We start from the raw sequence: 3557 nt of genomic DNA on the forward strand, positions 1-3557 counted from the left end.
CCGAAGGCGATGGCAAAGGCTGCATAGCCAATGAAACAAGTGACAACATGAACCGTCAGCCAGTTGCTTTTCAATGCCGGTAATAAGGGTTGGATACGATCGCTGATGTTCGGCGATAACGATGCATAGGCGATCGATAGAAATGCAAGGGGCATGGCGAATACGCCGATAGTCTGATGACGATATTTTCGTTCTATCACCAGATAAATAACGGCAATCATCAATGAGAAGAAGACCAATGACTCATAGAGATTCGAAAGGGGTATCCGGCCTATGCCCATCGTATAGGATTCTACCCATCTGATTGCAAAGCCAGCGGCGTTTCCAATTATCCCCGCTGATGCGACCCAGGTTGCCCACCGATTTGTGTGGGGTTTGTGAAAGATCCATGCAACGAGATAAAGGGTCGCTGCAAGGCCATACACGAAGGTAGTGACCGACAATATGAGGGAGCTATTCATGATAAATTCCTATAATTTGCTGAGTTCTTCGCTAAGTTGATGACTCGCCATTTCAAATCCGACCCGGTTTCGATTGGTGGCACCGTATACGCTGACACGGCTGCTGTTGGTGCTCGGCTGCAAGTCAACAACGATCTTTTGATGAGACATGAAAAATGCAATCCAGCAACCGACAATTAACAGAACAAAACCGAAATACACGATGGGAACGCCAGGGTCTTTGGTTACCTGAAGGCCGGTGTAATATGCATCTTCATACCCATCGACAGATATGAACCAAGCGCCTTTACGCATCTTATCAAAGGTTGGAAAACGAAGCGGCAAAGCAACTTCTTCTGGTTCTTTTCCAGGTTTTTCCAGAATTCCTACAATTGCCTCACCTATCATCTTGCCACGGAAACTGTAGTTTCCAGTGTACCTTAAAAAAGTGAACTGACCTGTTTCATCAGGCAGGCCCACAGTTTCTCCCATAGAAAGACTGTGCTGCTGGTTTTCACCTGAATTTGATGATGTGAACCTAATCTGGACTTTTTGGGGAGGTGTTTGGCCGTAACTGGATTGAAAGAAATTAACCCCTTTGTATCGCAATGGGTCATTTACAATAATATCCTTCTCAGCTACTTTCTCTCCATTTTCCAAAATGGTCAGGCTTGATCGAAACTCTTTGGGAGAACCGGAATCGTAAAAGCTGACATCGAAATCTTCGCATCGGACTTCAAAACCCAATGGCAAAGTTGCATCGCTGTTACGCAATCGGATGTAGCTGGCACTTTCTCCCTCAGGTATGTTGACGAACCCATCGAAACCCAAAAACGATCCAATCAGCGCACCGGCTAAGATGATGACAATGCTTAAATGCACAGCCGGAACGCCAAGCCTTGTCCAGCGTCCTTTTTCAGCGATGATCGTCATGCCAGGCTTCTCCGCGCTTATTTCTACTCGTCTGTATTTTTTCCCAATGTAAGCTTTGTAGAGCGGCAACAACTTATCCGGATTGCGTGAATCGGAAAATTCCCCAATCGGTCTTTTTTTCTTGATCGATTCTACCCGAAGATTTTTCGACGAGACAATTTTCCAGATCGCAGGCCATCGTTTAATCGTACATACCGTTATATTAATCGCCAATATTCCGATGAGGGTCTGGAACCACCAGGAATAATACATGTCTAGGATGTCGAAGACTTGCATCAAACGATAGGCGAATTCACCATAGGCCCGAATATAAAAAGATGGATCTGCTTTCTGGGGAATAAAGGTTCCAAGCACTGAAGTCGCCGCTAAAAGGGTAAGGATCACAACGGTAAGCTTCACGGACGCAAAAAAATCCCAAAGCACGTCAAGCATCCGCTTGGACTGGGCAGCAGTTTTCATTAAATGAACTTCCTCATTTAGAATTTTATCGGTCATGACCGTCTTTGTAATGCTTGATCATCTGGTCCACACTTTGATTATTGCCAGCCATAGCGACCGGATTGATCTCCAGCAAATCTTCCCACGTTTGAATTGCGCCTTCGCGGTCACCCAAATCGTGCATCAGCACGATTCCCTTGTTGAATCTTGCAGTTTCATGGTTCGAGTTTATGGCAATGGCCATATCAAATTTTTTTATTGCCTCTCTGGGTTGACCGCTTCGGCGATACATGATCCCCAAGTCTGTTAATACGTCAGCATTGTTAGGGTTTTGCTCAAGCGCTTTTTCATATGCGGCAATAGCCTGATCATATTCATTCATGTCGAAATAAGTATGGCCCAATTGAATCCACGCACTGGTATTGCCGGGATCATCTGCCACTTTCTGTTTTAGAGTTTCAGCCCGTTGCCTATTGTCATTGTCCGTGTTTGCAGGCTTTGAAGTGGTAGTCGAAAAGTTTCCGGTTTGATAAACAGCCACACATATACCTGTAAAGAATCCAAGAACGAACATTGCTCCTGCTATAATTATCGTTTTCCGTTGTCCGAATCTTTTAGATTGGACAGCGCCCTGATTTTTCATAGTACACCGCACAAACATAATTGGTCGCTACTACCAGCAAGTGATCGTCCACTCTGGCGAGAATGCAGCGAGATACATTAAAAGATGAGAAGACTGGGATAACAAAGAAAGGCCAGTCATATGTCCGATGCCAAGATTGCGATTAAACAACAATGGCAGCGTCGTTAATGACGTGGCTTAGTGAGGGAGAATCAACAGATAATTGATTGCGTTAAGAGATAGATCGGTGCAGATGCCTTACATGTCAGTAGATTATTGAAACCATCGGTGGTTGTTTGGCTATTTTTTAAATCTTCATCGCATTCTGCTTCGTTATGCCGGTAGTCGTCCCAGGATACAGAGGCACCGATATAAATAGATTGGCCAGATGCCGGACAATTACCGGACTCGCAGCAGGTTGCTTCCGCCCCTAAATCATTCTTACTACTTTGAAGGTCTGGATTGCTTCTATAGTGGTGGGACGGTGAAGGTAAGCAAACTTCCCGGCTATTAAGATTCACTGAAAGTTGATTTGATACAGAAAGACAAGCATTATCAATTTTAACACAACATGCCTGTTGAGCGGCAACCAAACTGTGCAGTGCGACAAATGCACCCACCATGGCCAAACTTGTGTAAATGAATTTTAGAATAACTTTTTTCATTGTATCTATTTGCCCTTCGCACGCCATATCCCACATTGTGACATCACTGTCAACCGCAGAATCCCATACAGCCACTCATGTTCCAATAGTATCTTGCGCTCCAATTATTATGTTCAACTCCTTCTTTGATACATAATTTTATTTCATTTATTACGGGTGGTTACCTCATTTGACAACGTGCGGTTCCAGCGAAAGTGGGAACTAAGAAGGCCTTGACACCGTATTAATATATTATTATATGTACATATATTGATACAAATCATCAAAGAGAGGCAACATCATGACCTCGGTTCAGCAAAAACCAAAGCTTACAACAGTTGAAACCTGCATGACAAAGGGAATTCATGGTGAAATCGTTAAGTCGGTAAAACGAAAAATGCCTGATCCCGTAGCACTCTATGAACTCTCTGATCTGTTCAAGCTTTTCGGAGACAGCACCAGGCTTGGGATCTTATGGGC

The 3557-nt window shown here is 44.2% G+C and carries 4 protein-coding genes; all 4 read right to left on the reverse strand.

Annotated elements, in window-relative coordinates; all coding sequences use genetic code 11:
- Nucleotides 1-461: cytochrome c biogenesis protein CcsA (gene ccsA / locus ABYV26_RS22995; protein ID WP_372683690.1), on the reverse strand; the 461-nt coding region annotated here is incomplete at its 3' end.
- Between the two features lie 9 nt (nucleotides 462-470).
- On the reverse strand, nucleotides 471-1832 hold the full coding sequence (locus ABYV26_RS23000; RefSeq protein WP_372683691.1) for a cytochrome c biogenesis protein ResB: 1362 nt from the start codon (nucleotides 1830-1832) through the stop codon (nucleotides 471-473).
- A gap of 25 nt (nucleotides 1833-1857) precedes the next feature.
- The gene (locus ABYV26_RS23005) at nucleotides 1858-2454 is read right to left on the reverse strand and encodes a tetratricopeptide repeat protein (RefSeq protein WP_372683692.1); all 597 of its coding nucleotides are present in this window, start codon (nucleotides 2452-2454) and stop codon (nucleotides 1858-1860) included.
- Nucleotides 2455-2645: 191 nt separating this feature from the next.
- A complete protein-coding gene (locus tag ABYV26_RS23010) occupies nucleotides 2646-3173 on the reverse strand; it encodes a hypothetical protein (RefSeq protein WP_372683693.1) in 528 nt (175 codons plus the stop codon).
- Nucleotides 3174-3557 lie beyond the last annotated feature (384 nt).

It is taken from the genome of Desulfosarcina sp., from assembly GCF_041551955.1.
Taxonomy (GTDB): domain Bacteria; phylum Desulfobacterota; class Desulfobacteria; order Desulfobacterales; family Desulfosarcinaceae; genus Desulfosarcina.

Bases quoted from the DNA above. Each gene is read 5' to 3' on its own strand.
- ABYV26_RS23000 (WP_372683691.1), bottom strand. From the start codon at position 1,832: ATGAAAACTGCTGCCCAGTCCAAGCGGATGCTTGACGTGCTTTGGGAT.
- ABYV26_RS23005 (WP_372683692.1), bottom strand. From the start codon at position 2,454: ATGAAAAATCAGGGCGCTGTCCAATCTAAAAGATTCGGACAACGGAAA.